Below are 21,593 nucleotides of genomic sequence, written 5' to 3'. Positions count from 1 at the left end.
TTCAGTTTCCAACGGCCTCTTCGACGATCTCGGACAACAGGGTCTGAACCTTTTGCATCGGACCGTCAGGATAGCTACGGTATCCCACCATCACGCCGCTATCGTTCTCGGCCACAAAAATTCCGTAGGGGCAGTAGCCGATATTCATTGGGTCGGCTTCCATCACCTCACGCGAGATCTTTGCTGAACAGAAGATGAAGATATCTGCGGCCGAAAAAATCTGTTTGTTGCTGCCGACATCAGCGCCTGTTCGGTTCAGCATTTCACCGACATGGCTGACATAGTCGATGACCAGTCCCTGTCCCACGATCGCGGACTCCACGGCGAAGGTTGCATCGTCAAAACTTCCGTCGAAGGGAGTGGTTATGATCGCTTCCGCAAGCGCCTGGCTTGCCAAGACAGCGGAAAGCGCGGCCGTAGCGATAAAGTGTTTCATGATCGTGATCCTCCTCGTGAACCGCATTCTCTCAGGTTGTGCTGCGGGGGCTTTGACACCGGTCAACCCCCGAGTCCTTTAGCCAAACATGTCCGAAGTGATACCCGCGTACCAACCAAGCGACTCTTCGTAGGTTGCTTTCCGAAGGTCTGCGTTTTCGCCTGTCTGACTGATGAAACCATCCACCTTGGCGATCTTCTCGGGCGTCGCTTCGTACGTGGCACCAACCTTGACCCCGTCATCTGCATCGATGAGCGACCAGCACGTGTTCGAAAACTTGGCCGGAAACACTTTCGACCCGGTCAGCGCGCCTCGTACGGCATTTGCACAAACCTTCGCCTGACTGTTTGCCGAGAAACCGGATTTCGGCATGTCGCCCTGCTGGCTGGCATCACCAAGGACATAAATGTCCGGATCGGCTTTCGAGGACATGTCCGCCGCATTGACGGGCGCCCAGTTGCCGTCGGTCACACCGGCCATTTCCGCGATGCGCCCCGCTTTCATCGCTGGGATCACATTGCAGACATCGACCTTGGTCACTTCACCGTCGATGGTCACAGTCATCGCGTCCGGATTCACCGACACGTTGCCGCCGCCGAAGTCTTCACCGATCCAGTCAACCATCCCTTCGTAGTGGTTTGCCCAGCCTTCCTGAAACAGTGACATCTTGGAAAACTTCGGTTTCGGATCAGCCACGATAATTTTTGCTGTCGGATTGTTCGCCTGCAGAACATGCGCGACCATTGAAACGCGCTCATACGGCCCGGGAGGGCAACGGTAGGGATTCGGCGGGGCGACCATTGCAAAGGTCCCGCCTTCGGGCATTGCCATTACCTGCGCTTTCAGGAGTTCGGTCTGGGAACCGGCCTTATATGCGTGCGGCATCTTGTTTTGTGCGGAGATATCCCAACCCTCGACCGCGCCATCGACGAAATCGATACCCGGGCTCAGGATCAGCTTGTCATACGGGACGGATCCACCCCCCGCCAGGGACACGGTCTTTGCGTCGCGATCAACACCAACCGCCCAATCGTGAACCACGTTGATGCCGTAGTCCGCGGCCAGAGTGCCATAGCTGTGAGCAATATCCGAAAGCTCCTGAAACCCTCCCAGATACAGGTTCGAGAAGAAACAGGTGTAGTATGTTCGGGACGGCTCGATCAGAGTAACGTCGATTTCGCCTTTGCTATCCTTGGCAATGTAGCGTGCAGCGGTTGCCCCACCGGCGCCGCCGCCAACAACCACGACCCGTGGCTTGCCTTGCGCCAGTACCATCGGAGCGGACAGCCCGGCGGCAATTGCCCCGGCGGTTCCAAGAAATGCTCGTCTATTGATTGTCATCGCGTTTCCTCCCCTTAGTCACTTTCACTCTGGATTGTTGAAATAGGCGGCCAAGGCCGCGATCTCGTCGTTGCTTAGCCGTCCGGCGATCATTTGCATGACCGGATGGGGCCGCTGCTTTTGCTTGTATGCGTGCATGGCGACCAAGAAGTCCTCATCAGGCCAATACACGATCGACGGAATGCCATCGTCGGCCCCTTCGATCTGATGGCATGTCGTACATTCGCTGCTGAGATATGCGCCGTATTCAGGATCACCCTGGATCGCCAGAATTGCCGGGTCGACCGAGCGATCGGTACTTTTAGCCGTTGGATCCGCTTCGGGAATATCCCGGGGATTGTCCGAAAACGCCCGAAGATATGCGATAACGTTTGCCCGGTCTTCCGCGGTCTTCAAACCGCGAAAACTCATCCGTGTTCCTGACGCAAAGGCACGTGGGTTTTCGATGTAAGCCGACAGGGTGTCCGCGTGCCATTCCAGGCCCGAATTTCCTGCACGTTTCAGGCTTTTCGAATAGTTGAAGCCATCCAGCCCGGCGGCCTTGCGTCCGAAGATTCCGTTCAGATGTGGACCGATCTTGTTTTCAGCCCCGTCACCGACCTCGTGGCAGCCTTTACACTGCGCGAACACAGCTTTCCCGGCGTCCGCATCGCCCAGGTCCTCGGTTGCGCTTGCCATGGGTGCAAGACCACCCAAGACCGCAGCACAACTCAGTACCTTCGGCCACCCCATGGTCAGCCTCCGAACGACTTGAGATAGACAATGACCGCCTGGATATCGTCCTCTTTCTTAAGGCCCGCGAAAGACATTCGGGTCCCCTTCATGTAGGCTTTGGGCTTTGCCAGAAACGCCGCCATTTCTTCGTCAGTCCAGACGAGGCCGTCATCGGCAGCCGCCTTCATTGCCTTGGAATATTTGAACCCTTCGACAGCACCGGCATTGGCCCCGATAATCCCATTCAAGGCAGGGCCCGTCCGGTGCTTGGCACTTTCACCGACCTGATGACAGGATTGGCACTTCTTGAAAACTTTCTTTCCGCTTTCGATCATCTCGGGATCAAGTGCGGCGGTTTGTTCTACTGCTGTAGCTTCCGCCGGTTTCTCTTCGACCTCCACCGATGCTTCCTGAACCGAAGGCTGCGCCTCGGTCGCCTTTGCTGCGGTTTCTTCAGGCGTAACATCCAAAACGGCCGCGCGCATCGTGATTTCCACGCTTTCCTTGCAATCGGTCATGCAAGGTTTGATGGTCCAGAAATGGGCCTCAGCGGTTTCACGATCATCCACGATGAAACCGCCTGCATTCGGCATTTCGACTTCGAGGAAATTCTCGTGCGACAGAGTAAACTCGTCATCGACGATGTCATTGGAATAAAGGATATAGGCCACCATCGCATAGACATCATCCGTTTCCAGCGACTGTGCGTTTCCGAAGGGCATGGACCGGTTTACATAGTCCCAGACCGTCGAAAGATAGGGCCAATAGGACCCGACTGTTTTCAGGGGGTCCTTGTCGGACAGTGTACCTTCGCCGCCCGCCAGTTTGGGCCAGTTGTCCACGCCTTCCGCGAAATCGCCGTGGCAGATCGCGCATTGCTCGGCAAAGACCTCTTCTCCGGTGAACACGTCACCAGAACCCTCCGGCAACCCGGTTCCGTCCGGAGCGACGTCCAGATCCCACGCCGCAATCTCTTCTGACAGTGCTGGCCGTCCAAGTCCGAATTTTTCGGCATGAGCCGGTACGGCCAAACATAAAGCAAGGGCAGAGGCGGCCAACAGCTCAGGATACTTCGACATTTTCCGCCTCTCCGGTCTCTTTGATCCACCAGGTCTGGATGCAATTGTTGTGGTAAATTGAATTCTCGCCGCGCACTTCACGCAGTTGGGCCTTGCTTGGCTGGACATAGCCTGTGGAATCCTTCGCGCGGGCCTGCAGAAGCATTTCGGACCCGTCCCAGTTGTAGTCCAGATAAAAGCGGGTCAGCGCCTTGTCCGTACCGGGCGCTGCCAGTCGGGCCGGAATCCAGTTCTTGCCCCCGTCCACGGAAACGTCGACACCCGTGATCGAGCCTCTTCCAGACCAGGCCAACCCTGTGATCACCAAGGGTCCCGGTCCGTGCTTTATCGGAGCCTGTGGACTGGGCGACGTTACAACGGACTTGGCGTCCATGACCCAAGTCCATTTACGGGATGTGCCGTCTTCCAGCGTGTCGGTGTATTTCGAAGTCTCCTCGCGGCTCTCAATCACCATTTCCGTGACCTCGACACGGCGCAGCCATTTGACCCACATGTTGCCTTCCCAACCGGGGACGACCAGGCGAACCGGATAGCCATGTTCCTTGCGCAACGCCTCGCCATTGGCCTTGAAGGCCACGAGCACGTCGTCCATGGCCTTTTCCAGCGGGATCGAGCGCCCGTTCGAGGATGCATCCGCCCCTTCAACGTAAACCCACTTGCCTTCGGGCTTCACGCCGGCCTCTTCCAGCAGGGTGCGAAGCGATACGCCGGAATATTCCATATTGTGGATCATTCCATGGGTGAACTGCGCACCATTCAGTTGCGCACCGGCCCACTCCATACCTGTATTTGCAGCGCACTCGCAGAAATAAACGCGGTTCTCTCGCGGGAAGCGTTCAAGGTCTTCGTAGGTGAACACAAGGGGTGTATCGACCAACCCGTTGATCATCAGGCGGTAGTCCGCCTTGCTCAGTTCGATGGCGCCTGAATGATGCCTTTCGAACGCGCAACCCTGCGGCGTGATTGTACCGTCCAACGCGTGGATCGGTGTGAAGTTTATCGAACTGATCGTGTCGGCGGTCAGCCACTCGACATTGCGGCGCACGACGTCGTCTTCAAACTGGATCGGCAACCCGTAGGGGGTCGCATCCACGCCCTCACCAGTGGCCTGTGCCCATTCCTGAACCTGGGTAATCAGCGGATCGGGGCCGGCAGCGCGCACTGCTCCGGCGCCGACTGCTCCTACTCCAACGGCGGCCGCGCCACTTAGAAATTGGCGGCGGGAGGGTGCCTTTTCTCTGGAGTTTTCACTCATCGTGTTTGCCTCCGTTACTCGATCAGCAAATTTTGTTTATGTGTTGCAAGTTCCGGCCGCGGCCTCAGGCGCCGATGACATCGACCGATGTATTCGGCTCGACGGTCACGGTGCCCTGGCCGCGAATGTGGTTTTCGACGACATCCCAAATGGGTGGGCCTTCGGTGCCCTCGTTGACGCTGGCCCAACCCGCCACGACGTAGGTTTTCGACGGATCAATCGCCTCGCCGGTCTTGAGCAGGGTCATTTCACTGATCCGCTGGCCTTGCGGTTTGGTTACGTCGATGCGGTAGCCAAGCCCGCCGACACGCACCATGTCGCCGCCCTGCTGGTAGTAGGGATCTGGGTTGAACAGGTTGTCACCGACATCTTCGAGGATGACGTGGATGAATTCGCCCGTCATTTCCGTGCGATACGCGTTCGGATAGGACATCGAGGTGACGTTCCAGATGTCTTCGCGGGTAATGTCCTGCCCCGGCAGGATCGACGGCCCCCAACGGACGCCGGGCGACATCGCGATGTCCGCCTCGCGCTGGTTGATCAGGGCATCGCAGATCAGATCATCCCAGGTGCCGTTAAAGTTGCCCCGGCGGTAAAGCAGCGAGTCGGTCTTACCGATGACCTCGCTCAATGCCGTTTCGAAAGGTGCCCGTTGATCGTTGATCAAGGCGGAAATGGCAGGATCTGGGGCGATAACGTCCGAGAAGATCGGGATCAGCTTGTGCTTCAACCCCATCATCTGGCCATCCCGCACATCCAGGTCCACGCGGCTGACGAATTTACCATTCGAACCCGACGCGATGATGTGGGTCTTGCCAACCAGAACTGGCTCGGGCAACGCATCATGGGTGTGACCGCTGAGGATCACGTCGATCCCCTGCACCCGTGCGGCCATCTTTTTGTCAACGTCGAACCCATTGTGGCTGAGGACAACGACAACATCGGCACCGGCATCGCGCACTTCGTCGACCATGGCCTGCATGTTTTCGTCCCGAATACCGAAAGAGTATTCCGGGAACATCCAGCCAGGGTTGGCGATTGGCATGTAGGGGAATGCCTGCCCGATCACGGCGACCTTTGCGCCGCCCCGGTCAAAGAACTTGTAGGGTTGGAACAGCTCGGCGGGTTCGTCCCATTCGGCATCAAAGATGTTCTGGCCCAGGGCGGCAAAGGGCAAACCTTCGACGATTTCGTTGACTCTGTCGCTGCCCAGGGTGAATTCCCAATGGAATGTCATCGCGTCAGGTTTCAGCGCGTTCATGACATTGACCATGTCCTGCCCAGCCGTCTGGTAGCAGGTGTAAGAACCGTGCCATGTATCGCCGCCGTCCAGAAGCAGGGCATCAGGGCGTTCAGCGCGGATAGCATTTATGACTGTCGAGACCCGGTCCAGACCACCGACCCGGCCATAGGTCTTCGCCAGCGCCGCGAAATCATTGTAGGTCAGCGCATAGGCAGACGGGCTTCCATCCTCGATCCCGTAGGCTTTGCGAAACGCGGCACCCGTCACATGCGGCATGTGCCCACGCGCGTCGCCGATACCCAGATTGACTTCGGGTTCGCGGAAATAGATCGGCTTGAGTTGCGCGTGTATGTCGGTGACATGGATCAGGCTGATATTGCCAAAAGTCTCAAACTCCAGCAGCTGATCCTGCGTCAGGCTTTGCTGCGCGGCAAGTCTGGCCCAGTTTCCAAACCCGGACGCCCCATAGAGCGCGGAAGCGGCCATCGAAACCTGCAGGAAGTCACGTCGCGAAATCATCTATCGGCTTTCCTATTTCACATATAAATGTGTGAATGTTTAATCAGATGAAAACCCGCGCAAGACATCTCTTGCGCGGGTTCAGTGTTATTGACGCACGGCCGGAGTTTCGATCGACAGCCCGTTTCCGCGCGAAGCAACGTAAAGCTCCAGCGCGCGGAACTCATCCGATCCTTCGGCAAAGGTTTCCGCCCGTGTGTCGCGAATACAGCCGCGGAAACGATTGTGGCGCGAAATTAGCTTGGCCTGTTTCAGGCGGTAGGTCGGAAATCCGTTGATCATACCCTGGCTCAGGTGATCCGCCCGGATCATGTTGCCCCAGTTGTCCTCATGACAATTGGCGCAGCTCAGTTCCAACTGGCCATAGCGGGTATAGTACATTTCCTTACCCTGCTCCCAATAGGGGGCGGCATCGCCATCAATAGCGACGTTCATCGGCATCCCGCGTGACTGCAGACCAATCAGCGCGACCATTCCCTGCATGTCGCCACCGGACCATTTCCAGGCATCGGCTTCCATGCGATCCGTACGACACTTGTTGATCAGATCTTCCATCACCATCAGCTTGCCGCTTTCGGCATCGACCTTGGGCATGGACGCCTGCAACCCCTTGAAGCTTTCCACGCCATCATGGCACGAGGCACAGCTTTCACCAGCGGCACCGTCGGCCGCCTGGAACAGGTCTGCGGCCTGATCGACAAAGATCATCGCCGGATTGTCAAAATCGTCGATTTGAAGCGCCTGGGTTTCATCGGTTCGGAAATGCCACCCAGAATAGATCTTGTCGAAGTTTTCGACATGCGCCGGTGCTGCGGTTACCGAGATCATATCCAGCTCGTCGTTGATCACGAGATTGTCGCCGTCTGGTTCGGCCACTGCCGCCACTGGGAAAGCCAGAATAGCCGCAATCGTCGTAAGTGCCTTATTTTTCATTACGTTCCTCCCTTGGTGGACCAGCGCCAGAACTCATAACCGGCGCTGACCTGCCTTAGCGGCCGAGCCGTCAGGCGATCTCGATCGATTTCTTTTCGTCGTAGACAGAACCGTCATCGTCGTACCATGTGAAGACAAACTCACCGGCCTCGGGCACGGTTGCTTCGAACTGGAAGTACGGGTTTGTCGAAATCGCCGGCTCCATCGTCACATCAACGACCAGCTCACCGTTAAACTCGCAGGTGAAACGGTTTATGATCGAACGCGGGATGACATTTCCTTCTTTGTCTTTGCGCTGACCGCTTTCCATTTTGTGGCTGATCAGCGTTTTGATCGTGATCGTTTCGCCAGCAGCGGCAGTCTTGGGAACCTTGACGCGGGGTTTTACACCGGATGCCATTGGTTGAACTCCTGTTCTTCAGGGCGCGTGGCGATCAGCCGCCGCAGCCGCCAATTGTCACTTTTACGGTCGCGGATGCCTTGGCAAAGCTACCATCCGCCATCTTGGCCACAGCAATGACGTCCTGCGTTCCGGCAAGCCGAATGCGCGTGGAAGCAGCCTGTTCGGCCGCCAGCGGGCCGAAATTGAACGTGGCAACGCCCGGCTCGGGGTTGCCTGCCGCCACGATCAGAATTGCGGAAGCACCCGGCGCACTGACTTCAATCGGTACAGTATTGCCATTCTCGGCAATTTCCGGCGCGGTAAGGGTGACACCACCGTCCGCCATGTCCGCCCCGCCGGTAAACGCCGCGATGGCATCATCGGCGGCCGCATTGGCGCGAAGCGGCATCAGTGTCAGGAACGCGGCGCTCAGGCCAAGGGCCAGAGTCTCGCGACGAGAAAGTTCCATTTTCAATCTCCTTCGGATTCTCGCAATTTCACGCCTTAATGCGTGATCATTCCTCTTTCAGGGTCGCCAGAAATGCGACCACATCCTCGATCTCCTGCGCGGTGAGGATCGTCGTCAAAGGCGCTGACGGAGCTTTGCCGGTATAGGCGTCGCCGGGGCGAATATAACCGTCATCCTTGTAGAAGGCGGGCATGACCGTTCCTTCAAACGTCATCTTGGCATTTGCGACCAAACCACGAAGTTCTGCTTCGCTCCAACGATCACCAGCGCCGTCCAGCATCGGTCCAACTTCGCCATGAAACGGAATTTCCGCCAAGGCCGTAACCGCGTGGCAGGCCACGCAGTTGCCCTTGGACTTGTCTCCGACGATGATCGCGCCGTTTTCGACATCACCTGCAACGCCGGTCAGAGAGACCTCGATTGCACCATAATCATCATAGGCTACGTCCTTTGGGCCTGTACCTGCCGCATAGGCGCCGACACCTGTCATTGCGCAGACCAAAGTTAAGAGTCTCAGCTTCATGATCCCTCCCATTTGTTACCGCGCCGATGGCGCTTTGCGGCCTAAAGCTTTGGCGTACCGTAGTCGACGGGCAGGGTTCGTCGCAACATTAAATTCATCAAAATGAATTTTTTTATTTGTAACGCTAACGCTCAGTCCTGCGAAATATTGTTTCGCTCCTGAATGCGCCGCGCATGATACCGTTGAAAATCTTCACCATTATCAAGTTCGTATCGTTTCTCATTGACCCACGTGAAAAGATCCAGGGTTGTTCCATTGGAGAACGCGCCTGGCATGACGGCAACCGCCGCATTGATGGCCGTGGCGTCCTGTGGAACTTCTTCCGGCAGAAAAACAAGCGTCGGGGTGAACAGAATCCCCCACTTGCGCATCAGCGCTCTTTGCTCATTTTCTTCCCCGTCAAAGTCGGTGGCGGTGGTGCTTCCATGCAGATCCAATTGGACCACAAAGAAGTTGTCTTCGATATACACCGCCAGATCAGGCTGGGGAAAAACCTCATCATGCATCTTTTTGCAATAGATGCAGCCTTGTTGTTCAATGAATAAAACCAGGCGCTTACCTTCGCTTGAAGCCTCTTCAAGATCGTCGCGGAGGTCCTTGAACGTATCGCGCATCCACGGCGTTTTGTGCAAGCCGTCGTCGCCCAGTTCCGCCGCGGAAACGGCCCCACCCAACAGGCATGCTGCCAGGAAAAGTAATACTCGGTTCATGTCTTCCTCCTGTCTTAGCCAATCGCCGCGAGCCAGGGAATATGGTCCAGCATCCACTGGGCGATGAGGTTGATAGAGTTGGTTGCAATCAGCACGCCGAAGAGAATCAGCATCCCGCCCATTGCCTTTTCGATCAAAGGCAAATGCTTCCTGAACCGCGCCATCCATTGCATGAACGGACGAACCAAAAAGGCCGCCAGAACAAACGGCGCGGTCATTCCTACACCGTAGACGAACAAAAGCATTGCACCACGCCAGGCCGTCTCGGTACCTGCCGCGGTAAACAGGATTGCCGCAAGCACCGGCCCGACGCAGGGTGTCCAGCCAAAAGCAAAGGCCAGTCCCAGAACGTAGGCTCCGATCAGGCTTATGTTCGACGTCTCGCCTAAATCCGCGCGAATCTGGCGATACAGAAACCCGATGCGGACAAGCCCAAGGAAATGTAGGCCCATCGCAATGATGGTGGCCGCCGCGATCCAACGCAGAATGTCGAAATACTCTCGGACCAACTGCCCAAAAATCGAAGCCGTCGCTCCGAGTGCCATGAATACGGTGATGATCCCGGCGGCAAATGCGATTGCAGATAACATGGCCCTGCGACGGACGCCGGGCGAAATGGCGGAACCTGCTGAAATCTGCTCCATCCCGACACCCGCCAGATAGCTGAGGTAGAAGGGCACAATTGGCAGGATGCAAGGAGAGAGAAAGGACAACAGCCCCGCGACCAAAGCTCCTGCAAATGTAATGTCGAGCATGGTCAAATCCGTCCCAAAGCGCTATCATTCACACATTCAAAATAGTAAAGATATAATGCTGCGGTCAATCGGAGCTTGAGATGCGTCAATTACTCTTGCTTGTTCTGGCAATCACATTGCTTGTTTTCCCTGTGTCTTCACGGGCCGAAATGACACTTCTGATGGCAGAGGAAGATGGGTGTATGTGGTGCGCCCGTTGGGATTCCGAAATCTCTCAGATCTACCCGAAAACGCCCGAAGGACATGCCGCACCATTGCAGCGCGTCGATATCCACGCGGCACTGCCAGACGGTATTTCTCTCACTAAACCTCTCTACTACACGCCGACCTTTGTTTTGTTGGACAATGGCCACGAGGTCGGCCGGATCGAAGGCTACCCGGGCGAGGACTTTTTCTGGGGCATGTTGGGTGTTTTGCTTCGTGACGCAGGAATACCGATTGAGACCTCTGGCTAATTGGCTGCAAATTATATAAACTGTTTTGAATACGTGAAGCCAAGACAGCGAGGCATTCTTGTTGGACAAACCATCGAAACTGCCTGTGTTCTCGAAGGACATGTGTGCGGAAGATCTGGACCGAATGATGGAAAATGCCCAGACGGCATCAAACTTCCTGAAGGCTATCAGTCACGAAGGGCGTCTTATGATCCTGTGCTATCTGTCCTCGGGGGAAAAATCCGTCACCCAGATGGAGGAGATGCTATCAGCTCGGCAGGCTGCGGTCTCTCAACAACTGTCTCGCCTGCGCTTCGAAGGTCTGGTCAAAACCCGGCGCGAAGGAAAAACGATCTACTACAGACTGGCTGACGACCGATCGACACAGATTCTCGAAGTTGTTTACGATCTTTTCTGCAGGGAAAACTAGAGGCCCTGTCTGAAAGGCCGCCAGCTTTGGGAGGGGACTGGCCATGTTCGAATTGCTGGGAGACGCCAATTCCGTTGCCCTGATCGGTTTGATCGGCGGGATAGTGTTGGGATTGGCGGCACGTATCGGCCGATTCTGCACGTTGGGCGCGATTGAGGACTACCTATACGCGGATGATGATGGGCGGCTGCGAATGTGGGCCGTTGCAATCGGTGTGGCCATTGTCGGTAGCCACGCGGCTATGGCGTTGGGTTGGCTCGATCCCGTCGAAACGACATATCTTGCGCAATCGTGGAACCCGATCGGCTCGATCGTGGGGGGGGTGCTGTTCGGCTACGGCATGGCCATCAGTGGAAACTGTGGCTACGGCGCATTGGCAAGGCTGGGGGGCGGTGACCTCCGATCATTCGTAATCGTATCTGTCCTTGGTCTGTCAGCATACGTCGCAATGTCGGGCCCCCTGGCATATCTCAGGGTTTCGGTATTTCCTGTGGAAATGGATATTGGCCAGCCGCAGAGCATCAGCTTTCTGGCCGAGCGCTTGACCTCTGTTCCGGCCTGGTTGATCGGTGCGCTTGCCGGCGCCGCCATGGTGGGTTTCGCTCTGGCAAACGAACGGTTTCGCCGCACCCCGTCGCGGGTGTTTTGGGGCACAGCCGTAGGACTGGCGGTCGCCTCAGGTTGGCTTGGAACGTATTGGGTTGCGTCTCATGGCTTTGACGCAGAGACGGTGCAGACCCATACATTCGCAAGGCCGCTGGGTGACACGATACTCTATCTGATGACTGCATCCGGCACCACGCTTTCGTTTGCTGTCGGTTCGGTCTCAGGTGTTCTCATCGGAGCGTTCCTTGGATCCTGGTCCAAGGGCCATTTCCGGTGGGAAGCGTGCGAGGATCCACGTGAACTCAAGCGGCAAATGCTGGGCGCCGCCATCATGGGCCCGGGCGCGGTCATCGCGGTTGGATGCAGCGTTGGACAAGGTATCTCTGCCTTCTCACTTCTTGCCTACAGCGCGCCCGTCACATTCGCTGCGATCTTCGCCGGGGCAGCCCTTGGTTTGAGGCAACTCGTCTCAGGGCTGTCTTTCATAACTGAGCGTTGAGTTCCTAATTCAACGCCAACCGGAAACAACTTCCCGCCGCTTCCCTGACGTCGGTGAGTTTCTTTCGCCAATAATCAGTTCGTGTTGATAGCGTTTTCTTGATTAGCGCCTCATACCTCATCATGATCCAGATATGTCGGTCGAAATTGAAAAGTGGCTAAATGATCTCGGATTGAGTCAGTACGCAGATGCTTTTGCGGAAAACGATATCGATGCGCGCGTTTTGCCATTGTTGACAAGCGACGACCTCAAGGAGCTTGGGGTAAGTCTGGGTCATCGAAAAATTATTCTCGCTGCGGTTCGGGAACTGGGTAGCCAACAGAAATTGCCCACTTCATCCCAGTCAGCGGACGGGCAAATCGATGAGAAGGATGAGGAATTTGTTTCTGATGAGACTGAAAGTGGAAGTCCATCGAAAAGAAGATCTACAACACAAACAGCCGCTGAGAGGCGACATTTAACAGTCGTGTTTGCTGATCTGGTTGGCTCGACAGAACTGACCAATCGCCTGGATCCCGAAGACATGCGGGGTCTGTTGCAGAATTACCAGGATGCCGTCGCAGGGGCGGTAAGCCGATATGGCGGCTACGTCGCGAAATATCTGGGCGATGGCCTTCTGGTGTTCTTCGGCTGGCCAACGGCCTATGAAGATCACGCTGTTCGCGCGGTAAAGGCCGGTCTTGAGGCTGTTCGACGGGTCAAAGAACTTAAAACGCCGGACGGCGAGCGTTTGTCTGTCAGGCTGGGCGTTGCGAGTGGTGATGTGGTGGTCGGCGACACGGTCGGAGAAAATACTTACGAAGAAGGCGCAATGACCGGCCCGATCGTCAATCTTGCGGCTCGTTTGCAGGAATATGCAGAACCAAACTCAGTCGTCTTGTCTGTTGAAGAAACCGAAGCAGCCTTGCATCAGATTTTTGAGTTCAAATCTCTTGGGCAAACCGAACTCAAGGGGTTCAGAGAACCACGCACTCTGTTGAAAGTAGTTTCGGAGCGCAGCGCGGAGAGCCGTTTTCGCGCTTCACACAGAAATGACGCCGGCAGCGCCATGATTGGCAGGGATTACGAAAAAGGGATCCTTTTGCAGTCGTGGCAACGCGCCAAAAGCGGTCATGGGGAGGTTGTCCTTCTGGCGGGCGAGGCCGGAATTGGAAAATCGCGCCTGACAGAGGAATTCCTTGCAGAAGTCGCCGCAACTGACGAAGCCGATGTGATAAGACTGAACTGTTCCCCTTATCTGACCAGCAGTCCTTTCCACCCGGTTACGCAGCGAATTTCCCAGGACGCGGATGTTGAACCGGACTTTGATGACGATCTGATCCTCGACCATGTCAGGAAGATGCTGGAGGGCAGAAAAGGCTTGGACTGGGAGAAGGTCTTGCCTGTTTTCGCCGCACTGGTCGCGCCTCGTAGCGCGCTCGCTCGAGAAGTGCTCGACTTGACGCCGCAGGAGCAGCGCGACCTAACAATTCAAACCTTGATCCACGCGGTTCAGGTTCGGTCAAGCGTTCGCCCGGTTATTCTGTGCGTTGAGGATGCTCATTGGATCGATCCTTCGACGCAGGCCCTGTTGGAGCGTTTCAAAGCGATTTGCACCGATCTTCCCCTGATGATGTTGATAACGCACAGACCGGGCTGGGAAATGGCCCGTGACGATGGAGCCTCGCACGTTCAGACCCTCTTGCTGAGGCGGTTTGATTCAGCTCATGTCTTCAATCTGGTTCGCAATATTACCGGTCAGGATCCGGACGATGCGCTGATCGCCGCAATTGTTGAGAAGACGGATGGCGTGCCCTTGTTCGTCGAGGAACTGACCCGCGCAATCGTGGAAGCCGGAGAGCAGGGACAAATCCACATACCGTCATCTTTGAAAGGTGCGTTGATGGCGCGGCTCGATGCGGTTTCACCAGAGGCCAAACAAGTCGCGCTTACGGGATCCGTCATTGGTCGAGAGTTTGAGCCGAGCATATTGAGTGCCGCAATGAGCCTAGATGAAGCCGACATCATCAAGCGTCTCGAAGAGCTTTCTCGTACCGGCCTGATCTTTGAAAGCGGGCATAATCGCGGGCATTTCGTTTTCCGACATGCCCTTATTCGTGACACTGCCTATCAGTCTATGTTGAGCTCTACCCGAAGGCAGCAGCACTCAGGTGTGGCGCGCGCTTTGCTGCAGATGCGATCTGCTGAGATTGAACGCCGACCCGAATTGGTCGCCCGCCATCTTTCAGAGGCCGAAGAATGGCCCGCTGCGTTCGAAAAATGGCGCACTGCGACTGAAATGGCCCTGGCGCGATCTGCCAGCCAAGAAGCGATGGTCAACGCCCGGGAAACACTCAAGGCAGCGGAAAAACTTGGACCTGAGAACAGTGCTCAAACGATCAAGAGCAAAATATTGATCGGTCGCAGCCATGACAGCCTGGGTCAGTTGCCAGAGGGTATAGCGGTCTTGAAAGCTGCTTCGGACGCAGCCCGTGTCATACGTGACGTAGAGCTCGCTGCAGATGCGGCCAACCACTTTGCGGATTCGTGTATGATGTCGAGCGAGAAATACAGCGAGGCAATTGAACTTTGTGACAACGCGCTGAAGGACCTGCCCGACCATGACGAAGTTCGCCGGTGCAGGCTGATGAGCCAACTTGCGCGCGCGCACATGTTTGCTGGCCAGCTTTCCGAGGGCGTGCGTTTTGGCCAACAATCCATGGAACTGGCCGCGAGACTGGGTGATTACAAATCCCAGTTCTCTGTGATGATGATGCATTTTGGCGCGCCGTTTGTCGCGCGCAAAGGAAGAGAGGCGCGCCATTGGCGTGAAAACCTCGATGCCATGCATCGGGTGGCCGAGAACCTGGGAAGTATTGATCAGGGTCGAAATTGGACACTCAGCCTGTTTGTCGGAGCCGAAATGGCCGACCGAGACCTGATGGACAAATCGCTCGAATTGCTGGCGGAGAACTCGGAAAAGGAAAACCATCTGCAGCTCTACTGGGTTCAGAAACACGCACGCGCCATGATTGCAATTATGGACGGCGATTTTGACCAGGCCGAAAAGCATGCAACCGAGGCGGTGCAGATAGGTCGGAAGACCCACGGAGAACACGTTGAAGGTGTCTTCGGTGTTCAGATGTTCACCATCCGCCGCGAACAGAACCGCCTGCACGAGGTCGCGCCGGTGATCAAAAAACTGATGACGGACAGCCCCGAGGATATTTCCTGGAAACCGGGCTTTGGCCTGATCGCGGCAGAGTTGGGATATACAGAACCAGCCGAACGCATTTTGAACGAAATGGCAGAAAATGGCTTCGATCTTCCACCGGATGCCATGTATTCGACTACATTGTCCTATCTTGCCGACATTTGCGTCGCCGTTGAGAACCTTAAGCATGCCAAGACCCTCTTTGACATGCTTGCCCAATACGAAGAGCTGACGATCACCGCTGGGGCAACCACAGTTTGCACCGGGGCCGCTGCGAGACGCCTTGGCAGTCTGGCCGCGCTGCTGAAGGACTGGGATATTGCCGAAAGGATGTTCGAAAAGGCTATCGAAGTAGACACGCACATGAAATGCCCGCCCTGGATTGCGCATAGCAAGGCAGCCTACGCATCCGCGCTGCGGCGCCGGGGTAGCGCGAGTGATCTGAAGCTGGCGTTTCAACTGGAAGGGGAAGCGTTGGCAATTTCGCAGAAATTGAGTATGGTTTCCTTAAGGTCAAAGCTCGAAGGAACAGCCAGTTAAGGCCATACCATGCTTGGGGGAGCATCATGCCAAGGTACATCATAGAAAGACAATTCGCCGAGCAACTGAACGTCACCGACGATGACAAAATCCACATCAAGCAAATCAATGACGAGGTCGGCGTCGAGTGGATTTTCTCGTTCCTGAGTGCAGACAAGCGCAAGACATATTGTCTTTATGAAGCCCCTGATGAGGAGAGCCTCAGAAAGGCGGCCGAGCGCCTGAACATTCCTGCCGATGTCATAACACCTGTGGATCAGATCGATCCGGGCATATTCGCCTGACCGTCAGCCGGTCTTTTACTTGAAAGAACGTAGCTCCTTCGTGAAGGGCTTCATAAGTACATGAGGCAGCCGTGCAAGAAGCCTGACCTGACAATGGGGAGGCCTAAGCATGTATGACCTGAAAACACTCGACGGAAGCACAGCAACTGTGGATCAGGAAGCGCTGGACGCGCTGGATGCTTCACTTCGTGGCGGTGTCTACCTGCAGGGAACTTCGGAATATGAAGACGCAAGGACGACCTGGAACAGTATGTTCGAACGTTATCCCGGGTTCGTAATCCGCGCCATGGGGGCGAGCGATGTCCAGAAGGCAGTGAACTTTGTCCGAGACGCAGGCCTCATGATGTCGGTCCGGTCCGGCGGTCATCAGATTGCAGGTCATGCTGTCGCGGACGAGACCGTAATGCTCGATCTGTCCCATATGCGGTCTGTACACGTGGATCCCATCAACAAGACAGCGCGGGTTGCGCCAGGTGCACTGCTTGGCGACGTGGATCGCGAAACTCAGGCTCATGGGCTTGCCGTTCCCGTTGGCATCAACTCGACCACGGGTATCGCAGGCCTGACCTTGGGCGGCGGCTTTGGATGGACCACCCGGAAATTCGGCATGACTATCGACAACCTGCTTTCGGCAGAAGTCGTGACTGCAGACGGCGCGATTGTAACAGCCTCTTCCACGAGCCACCCCGAACTTTTCTGGGCCATCCGCGGTGGGGGTGGAAATTTCGGGGTCGTGACTTCCTTCGAGTTCCAGTTGCACGACCTCGGACCCGATGTTCTGTCGGGCCTGATCGTACATCCGATCGAAAAAGCACCGGAGCTTCTTGCCCAATTTGCGGCCATTGCAGACAATTCCCCTGATGAACTGACCGTCTGGAGCGTGATGCGCAAAGCACCGCCTCTGCCTTTCCTGCCGGAGGAATGGCATGGGCGGGAAGTGCTGATCTTTGCGGCTTGCTATAGTGGACCGATGGGCGAGGGTGAAAAGGCGATGTCACCTTTACGTGCGCTCGGCGAACCGATTGCCGATGTCATATCACCGCACAAGTTCGTGGACTGGCAAGCCGCCTTTGACCCCTTGTTGACGCCCGGGGCCCGGAACTATTGGAAAAGCCATGATTTCGATGCGCTATCCTCGGATGCGATAGCGGGTCTGCTGGAGGCAATTTCCAGCCTTCCCGACCCGGCGTGCGAAGTCTTCATTGCCCATGTAGGTGGCGCAATGGCCCGCGTTGAATCCAGCGCGACAGCGTATCCGGAAAGATCGGCGCATTTCATCATGAACGTTCACACGCGTTGGGAAGATTCTGGAAAGGACGGAGAATGCATTGAATGGGCGCGCAGGCTTTATGAGCAGATGCGACCACATTCGACTGGCAGCGCGTATGTGAACTTCATGCCAGAGGACGAAGCGGATCATATGACTTGCGCGTACGGCGCGCATGGCGAGAAGCTAACAAAGATCAAAGGCAACTATGATCCAAATAATCTGTTCAGGATCAATCACAACATCTTGCCCGGGTGAGGCCATGCAGTGCTTGCAGAGTCGGGCTGAGTAGAGACCCGTAACCTGATTTGGTACCGCACAAATGCTCTCTTGGGTGTGCCAAAAGCCCGCAGGGACCTCTTGATTGCCGTCTTGAGGGTCCATACGAATCCGGTTCCGAAATCAACCGAATGAGGCGGCGAAGAGAGAACTGTGCATTGCATATCTGCCGGTCTTGCTGATCGAAGCGTTCCGCCAGCTTCACCATAACCGGCCCTCGTTTCCCGACCTGAGCGGCGCGCATGTGATCAATAAGGTAGTGCGCCTGCCGCTCTCATTCTCGGGGGCCTAAACTACACACTGGGTCTAAATAGCCATTGCAGGCTGTCCAGACCTTTGGATGACACTTATCCGCTTTTCCTACACAAGCATAAGGGCCGACGCGGCTGCGTCGCTGGGTACGGTATCCGATTTTGGAACTGGAAGAGTGTATCCCACCTTGTATCCCATTGTCGGAAGACTGGGATACACGACGGGTGGAAGGGGAGGAATTCCCCTATTTTGTTGCTCTTTCGGAGAATGGTGGCTGGGATGGTAGGAATCCTTGCCCACCGATGAAACCTATCAACTTTTCTCACTAGCCCGAGAAACTGGGGCGGTTTCGGGGGCATTCTGCTGAGCGAAGCGACGGGCGGAATGGAGCGTCAGCGGAATGAGCACGGGGCAAATCTAACAGTGAGCACGGGACTTTTCGACCGCCGGAGAGGCCGGTCTCTGGTGCTGACAGAACCGCTGACGACTGGTTTCGGGCGCTGACGGGTGGTCGCTGGTGTTGATGTTCCGGGGGCTGGGACCAGTGCAGCGAAGGACCGTCTAGAGATCACGCCAGATATCGCAAGAAATGAATTTGTTTATCATGCGTCAAAGCTTCTCGGCTGCTATCATCGCAAACATAGTCACAGTTTGAAGATTTGGGAGGAGGGAACTTATGACCACTAGACGCGATGTATTGAAGGCAATTCCAAGCGTCGGAACGGCATTTGCTGTTTCGTCCGCCGCTCTGTTAGACGAAGCAGCCGCACAGAGCACGGCTTCCGCACCGCCGCTTGAAGGGCATTTCCATCCGAAAGGGAAGGCACCGTCCAAATATACACTGGAAATTCTGGACGAAGCGAGGCGTACCCTTCCATTCTCTGATGTGCAGGACTTCGAAGAACAGCAGCGCGGCCTCATTGCTGAGATGCAGGACACGCAGATCATGGCTGATGCCGGTCACGTCGCGTGGGACAAGAAGCGATTTGATTTTCTGAATAGCGATACTGACTTTGACAGTATTCACCCATCACTGCAGCGCATTTCCCGATTGAACCAGAACTATGGTCTCTACGAGGTTATTCCTGGCATTTTCCAAGTGCGTGGGTTTGACCTATCCGATGTCACTTTCGTGCGCGGCAAGACTGGGTGGATTGTTATTGATCCTCTTATCTCTGCGGAACCTGCTCGCGCTGCTCTGGAGTTGTTCCAGCAGCATGTGGGCGAAGGATTGCCCGTAACAGCGGTGATATATTCGCATTCCCACGGCGACCATTGGGGGGGGGTGCGCGGTGTCGTTGATGAGGCCGATGTCCGCGCAGGTAAGGTTGAAATAATCGCACCACGCGATTTCATGGAGCATACAATTTCCGAGAATGTTTATGCCGGCAACGCCATGAATCGCCGCCTGTTTTACCAGTATGGGCTGCTACTGCCTGCAAGTCCTCATGGCTATGTCGGACAGGGTCTTGGGCAGGGTGTGTCAGCCGGTGCTGTCGGACTGATTGCGCCGACGCGAATAGTCGAAGAGGACATCGAAGAGTTCGAGGTGGATGGTGTCAGGATGATTTTCCAGAACACACCGGGGACAGAGGCACCTTCGAATATGAACACCTACTTGCCCGACTTGAAGGCTCTGTGGATGGCGGAAAACGTTACGGCGACGTTACACAATATTTACACACTGCGCGGCGCACCTGTTCGCGATCCGTTGCGTTGGTCGAAGTATATCAGCCGCGCGCTTCATCTCTATGGTGCAGAAGCAGACGTGATGTTCTATTCGCACCACTGGCCACGTTGGGGCAACGACCGAGTCCAAGCGATTTTGCGCGATCAGCGAGACCTTTATGCACACATGAACAATCAAGCGCTGCATTTCGTCAACAAAGGCGTGACGATCAACCAGATTCACAACGTCTATAGCCTGCCGCAAAGCCTTCAAGACAAGTGGCACTGTCGCGGCTATCACGGTTCACCCCAGCACAACAGCCGAGGTGTTGTACAGCGTTACATTGGCTTCTGGGACTGCAACCCGGCAACGTTGATCCCGCACTCGCCAGAGGACTCAGCGCCTCTCTATGTAGAAATGATGGGCGGCTCAGACGCAATCATGGCTCGAGGAGTCGAATTGCATGACAACGGTAAGTACCTTCTGGCCAGCGAGATTCTGAACAAGCTGGTGCAAGCGGAACCGCATAACATGTCGGCCCGGAATCTGCTGGCAGATGTGTACGAACAACTCGGCTATCAGCAAGAAAACCCGGGACTTCGTAATTCCTTCCTATCCGGAGCATTTGAGTTGCGTTCGGGTATCCCGGGGGGCGACATTCCAGACACTTCGAGTCCGGACGTTATTCGGGCTATGTCGACGGAACTGTTCCTGAACTTCCTTGCCATCAAGATGGACAGCCGCAAAGTCGAAGGGCACGAGTTCACTATGAACTTGGTGACCCCCGACAATGGTGAGAAATTCCTCGTGGAGTTGCGCAACGCGACCTTGACAAATGTCGAAGGGTTCACTGCAGATGCGCCGGATCTGACTTTGACAATCAGCCGTGCCGACTTGGAATTGACAATGGCCGGTGAGAAAACACTGGATGCGCAACTTGCGGATGGATCAGCTCAAATAGAGGGCGACCCCACCGTGCTCGGTATCCTCGCTCAGGCAATGGTCGATTTCGATCCATTCTTTGAAGTCTTGCCCGGGACGCGAGACCCTCATCATGTAGAGCCGCATTCGGACGCTTTTGAGGCGGTCACCGGGCTACCTGCAATTGAATAAGCTGCAAAGTCGAAGCAGATCTTTGGTGTGGGCAAGTAAATTGCCCGCGCCATGAAGCATAGGTTGGCAGCTTTGTCCGCACAGCCTTCATTCCGCCACCTACGACCAACACCCGCTTCAGCAAAAAGAAAGCAAAGCGGACACCCCCGGCAACCCGCTAAGGGCAGCCGAGGGTTCTGTCTATGAAGGTGGTCGCCGCCGGACAACATAGTCTGCCAACCACTGCCAATAGGCTTCAGCGTCACGGAACCCCTGAGCACGAGCGGCCAAATCCTCCGCTGCCTTTCGAGAGCACCTGCTCCACCAGCGTCTCGAAGCGCGCATTGACTTCAGCGGCTCGGACACGGGCGGTGTTACGATCCCCGGTCTTCAGGCCCTGCTTCAGCGCCTGAGCGCCTGAGCGCCCAGCGCGAAAGCCACGTCAACGGGATAGTTCCGTCTGAACAACCACGTATGGCCCTTCAGATAGGCATAGCGAATGTGAGCAGACATAGGTCTCCTCCTTTCAGATTTGGAATGTGGGATGGGTTCAGTTGGTTGAGACAACCCGCAGGATCATCTAGAGTGCCGGTTCGCCGTAGGGTCAGGACCCATTGATTTCCAGCGGTCGGCATGATTCACGGCTGAAAAACGAGCGGTGAACATGTCTGATCTTTTCTGGTTGACCG

General features: G+C 55.9%; 19 protein-coding genes. 7 read left to right on the top strand and 12 right to left on the bottom strand.

All coding sequences use genetic code 11. The features are described 5' to 3' along the window. Position 1 precedes the first annotated feature (1 nt). From ACR0CG_RS06590 to ACR0CG_RS06535, 12 genes are all read right to left on the bottom strand, one after another. Positions 2-436, bottom strand: a complete 435-nt coding sequence (locus ACR0CG_RS06590) for a DUF302 domain-containing protein (protein ID WP_480523544.1) — start codon at positions 434-436, stop codon at positions 2-4. A gap of 78 nt (positions 437-514) precedes the next feature. Next, complete coding sequence (locus ACR0CG_RS06585; protein ID WP_480523542.1) at positions 515-1,777, bottom strand: FCSD flavin-binding domain-containing protein; 1,263 nt, start codon at positions 1,775-1,777, stop codon at positions 515-517. A gap of 24 nt (positions 1,778-1,801) precedes the next feature. Then, entirely contained in the window at positions 1,802-2,455 is a 654-nt protein-coding gene (locus ACR0CG_RS06580) for a c-type cytochrome (protein ID WP_480523821.1), read from the bottom strand. A 56-nt stretch (positions 2,456-2,511) separates the two neighbouring features. Then, entirely contained in the window at positions 2,512-3,570 is a 1,059-nt protein-coding gene (locus ACR0CG_RS06575; protein WP_480523540.1) for a c-type cytochrome, read from the bottom strand. Continuing rightward, positions 3,554-4,825 carry a sulfite dehydrogenase gene (gene soxC, locus ACR0CG_RS06570; RefSeq protein ID WP_480523538.1) on the bottom strand — a complete coding sequence of 424 codons (1,272 nt, stop codon included), beginning with the start codon at positions 4,823-4,825 and terminating at the stop codon, positions 3,554-3,556. The genes ACR0CG_RS06575 and soxC overlap by 17 nt, the downstream gene beginning before the upstream one ends. A gap of 64 nt (positions 4,826-4,889) precedes the next feature. Beyond that, positions 4,890-6,587 carry a thiosulfohydrolase SoxB gene (gene soxB / locus ACR0CG_RS06565; protein ID WP_480523536.1) on the bottom strand — a complete coding sequence of 566 codons (1,698 nt, stop codon included), beginning with the start codon at positions 6,585-6,587 and terminating at the stop codon, positions 4,890-4,892. Positions 6,588-6,674: 87 nt separating this feature from the next. After that, positions 6,675-7,520 (bottom strand): sulfur oxidation c-type cytochrome SoxA, encoded by an 846-nt coding sequence (gene soxA, locus ACR0CG_RS06560; protein ID WP_480523534.1) that lies wholly within the window; start codon positions 7,518-7,520, stop codon positions 6,675-6,677. Between the two features lie 70 nt (positions 7,521-7,590). Continuing rightward, positions 7,591-7,920 (bottom strand): thiosulfate oxidation carrier complex protein SoxZ, encoded by a 330-nt coding sequence (gene soxZ, locus ACR0CG_RS06555; protein ID WP_170617232.1) that lies wholly within the window; start codon positions 7,918-7,920, stop codon positions 7,591-7,593. Between the two features lie 34 nt (positions 7,921-7,954). Beyond that, a complete protein-coding gene (gene soxY, locus ACR0CG_RS06550; protein WP_321254752.1) occupies positions 7,955-8,371 on the bottom strand; it encodes a thiosulfate oxidation carrier protein SoxY in 417 nt (138 codons plus the stop codon). 46 nt (positions 8,372-8,417) lie between these two features. Then, positions 8,418-8,894, bottom strand: coding sequence for a sulfur oxidation c-type cytochrome SoxX (gene soxX, locus ACR0CG_RS06545; protein WP_480523532.1), 477 nt, complete (start codon positions 8,892-8,894; stop codon positions 8,418-8,420). Positions 8,895-9,025: 131 nt separating this feature from the next. Then, positions 9,026-9,604, bottom strand: a complete 579-nt coding sequence (locus tag ACR0CG_RS06540; RefSeq protein WP_480523530.1) for a thioredoxin family protein — start codon at positions 9,602-9,604, stop codon at positions 9,026-9,028. Positions 9,605-9,618: 14 nt separating this feature from the next. Continuing rightward, the gene (locus ACR0CG_RS06535) at positions 9,619-10,359 is read right to left on the bottom strand and encodes a cytochrome c biogenesis CcdA family protein (protein WP_480523529.1); all 741 of its coding nucleotides are present in this window, start codon (positions 10,357-10,359) and stop codon (positions 9,619-9,621) included. Between the two features lie 80 nt (positions 10,360-10,439). Between ACR0CG_RS06535 and ACR0CG_RS06530 the strand changes: the two genes are divergently transcribed. The 7 genes from ACR0CG_RS06530 (at position 10,440) to ACR0CG_RS06500 (ending at position 20,925) form a co-directional block, all read left to right on the top strand. After that, on the top strand, positions 10,440-10,814 hold the full coding sequence (locus ACR0CG_RS06530) for a thioredoxin domain-containing protein (protein WP_170807468.1): 375 nt from the start codon (positions 10,440-10,442) through the stop codon (positions 10,812-10,814). 100 nt (positions 10,815-10,914) lie between these two features. Then, entirely contained in the window at positions 10,915-11,223 is a 309-nt protein-coding gene (locus ACR0CG_RS06525) for a metalloregulator ArsR/SmtB family transcription factor (protein ID WP_170617300.1), read from the top strand. Positions 11,224-11,266: 43 nt separating this feature from the next. After that, positions 11,267-12,328, top strand: a complete 1,062-nt coding sequence (locus ACR0CG_RS06520; RefSeq protein ID WP_480523527.1) for a YeeE/YedE family protein — start codon at positions 11,267-11,269, stop codon at positions 12,326-12,328. 133 nt (positions 12,329-12,461) lie between these two features. Continuing rightward, positions 12,462-16,061 (top strand): adenylate/guanylate cyclase domain-containing protein, encoded by a 3,600-nt coding sequence (locus ACR0CG_RS06515; protein WP_480523525.1) that lies wholly within the window; start codon positions 12,462-12,464, stop codon positions 16,059-16,061. Between the two features lie 26 nt (positions 16,062-16,087). Further along, entirely contained in the window at positions 16,088-16,345 is a 258-nt protein-coding gene (locus tag ACR0CG_RS06510) for a DUF4242 domain-containing protein (RefSeq protein WP_170617216.1), read from the top strand. Between the two features lie 109 nt (positions 16,346-16,454). Continuing rightward, a complete protein-coding gene (locus ACR0CG_RS06505; protein WP_480523523.1) occupies positions 16,455-17,870 on the top strand; it encodes an FAD-binding oxidoreductase in 1,416 nt (471 codons plus the stop codon). A 970-nt stretch (positions 17,871-18,840) separates the two neighbouring features. Continuing rightward, positions 18,841-20,925, top strand: a complete 2,085-nt coding sequence (locus tag ACR0CG_RS06500) for an alkyl/aryl-sulfatase (protein WP_480523521.1) — start codon at positions 18,841-18,843, stop codon at positions 20,923-20,925. Positions 20,926-21,593 lie beyond the last annotated feature (668 nt).

This window comes from Ruegeria sp. AB8, from assembly GCF_056542605.1.
This window is presented reverse-complemented; position numbering and strand designations above follow the sequence as displayed.

Coding starts and splice junctions, on each gene's coding strand:
- ACR0CG_RS06575 (WP_480523540.1), bottom strand. CDS start 3,570: ATGTCGAAGTATCCTGAGCTGTTGGCCGCCTCTGCCCTTGCTTTATGT.
- soxX (WP_480523532.1), bottom strand. CDS start 8,894: ATGAAGCTGAGACTCTTAACTTTGGTCTGCGCAATGACAGGTGTCGGC.
- soxA (WP_480523534.1), bottom strand. CDS start 7,520: ATGAAAAATAAGGCACTTACGACGATTGCGGCTATTCTGGCTTTCCCA.
- soxB (WP_480523536.1), bottom strand. CDS start 6,587: ATGATTTCGCGACGTGACTTCCTGCAGGTTTCGATGGCCGCTTCCGCG.
- ACR0CG_RS06580 (WP_480523821.1), bottom strand. CDS start 2,455: ATGGCAAGCGCAACCGAGGACCTGGGCGATGCGGACGCCGGGAAAGCT.
- ACR0CG_RS06525 (WP_170617300.1), top strand. CDS start 10,915: ATGTGTGCGGAAGATCTGGACCGAATGATGGAAAATGCCCAGACGGCA.
- ACR0CG_RS06530 (WP_170807468.1), top strand. CDS start 10,440: ATGCGTCAATTACTCTTGCTTGTTCTGGCAATCACATTGCTTGTTTTC.
- ACR0CG_RS06510 (WP_170617216.1), top strand. CDS start 16,088: ATGCCAAGGTACATCATAGAAAGACAATTCGCCGAGCAACTGAACGTC.
- ACR0CG_RS06520 (WP_480523527.1), top strand. CDS start 11,267: ATGTTCGAATTGCTGGGAGACGCCAATTCCGTTGCCCTGATCGGTTTG.
- soxY (WP_321254752.1), bottom strand. CDS start 8,371: ATGGAACTTTCTCGTCGCGAGACTCTGGCCCTTGGCCTGAGCGCCGCG.
- ACR0CG_RS06585 (WP_480523542.1), bottom strand. CDS start 1,777: ATGACAATCAATAGACGAGCATTTCTTGGAACCGCCGGGGCAATTGCC.
- soxC (WP_480523538.1), bottom strand. CDS start 4,825: ATGAGTGAAAACTCCAGAGAAAAGGCACCCTCCCGCCGCCAATTTCTA.
- ACR0CG_RS06535 (WP_480523529.1), bottom strand. CDS start 10,359: ATGCTCGACATTACATTTGCAGGAGCTTTGGTCGCGGGGCTGTTGTCC.
- soxZ (WP_170617232.1), bottom strand. CDS start 7,920: ATGGCATCCGGTGTAAAACCCCGCGTCAAGGTTCCCAAGACTGCCGCT.
- ACR0CG_RS06540 (WP_480523530.1), bottom strand. CDS start 9,604: ATGAACCGAGTATTACTTTTCCTGGCAGCATGCCTGTTGGGTGGGGCC.
- ACR0CG_RS06505 (WP_480523523.1), top strand. CDS start 16,455: ATGTATGACCTGAAAACACTCGACGGAAGCACAGCAACTGTGGATCAG.
- ACR0CG_RS06515 (WP_480523525.1), top strand. CDS start 12,462: ATGTCGGTCGAAATTGAAAAGTGGCTAAATGATCTCGGATTGAGTCAG.
- ACR0CG_RS06590 (WP_480523544.1), bottom strand. CDS start 436: ATGAAACACTTTATCGCTACGGCCGCGCTTTCCGCTGTCTTGGCAAGC.